The 233-nt window shown below is 32.6% G+C and carries 1 pseudogene; it reads right to left on the minus strand.

The annotated features are described in order from the left end of the window. A pseudogene (locus V6256_RS15485) lies at window positions 1-183 on the minus strand (hypothetical protein); the annotation flags it as partial. Window positions 184-233 lie beyond the last annotated feature (50 nt).

Raw genomic sequence — 233 nt, forward strand, 5'->3', positions numbered from 1 at the left:
GGTTTTAGGTTGGATATATTTAGGGCAATTACCATAGCTTTGTAATACTGATAGTTTCATATATTTTTGATTGATCTCAGTGATAATGGCTTTCAGACGGTTACGTCTTTTAGTATTAAACTCAATACCGAGTAAACGAATTCGGTCGCCTACTGTAACTTCTTCATGTCTATAATCACTCATTGGATTTTGTGTTTTAATCCATAGTTCAGTATCAGAAGGAGATTAAATAA

Source organism: Psychromonas aquatilis, from assembly GCF_038155185.1.
GTDB classification, from domain to species: Bacteria; Pseudomonadota; Gammaproteobacteria; order Enterobacterales; family Psychromonadaceae; genus Psychromonas; species Psychromonas aquatilis.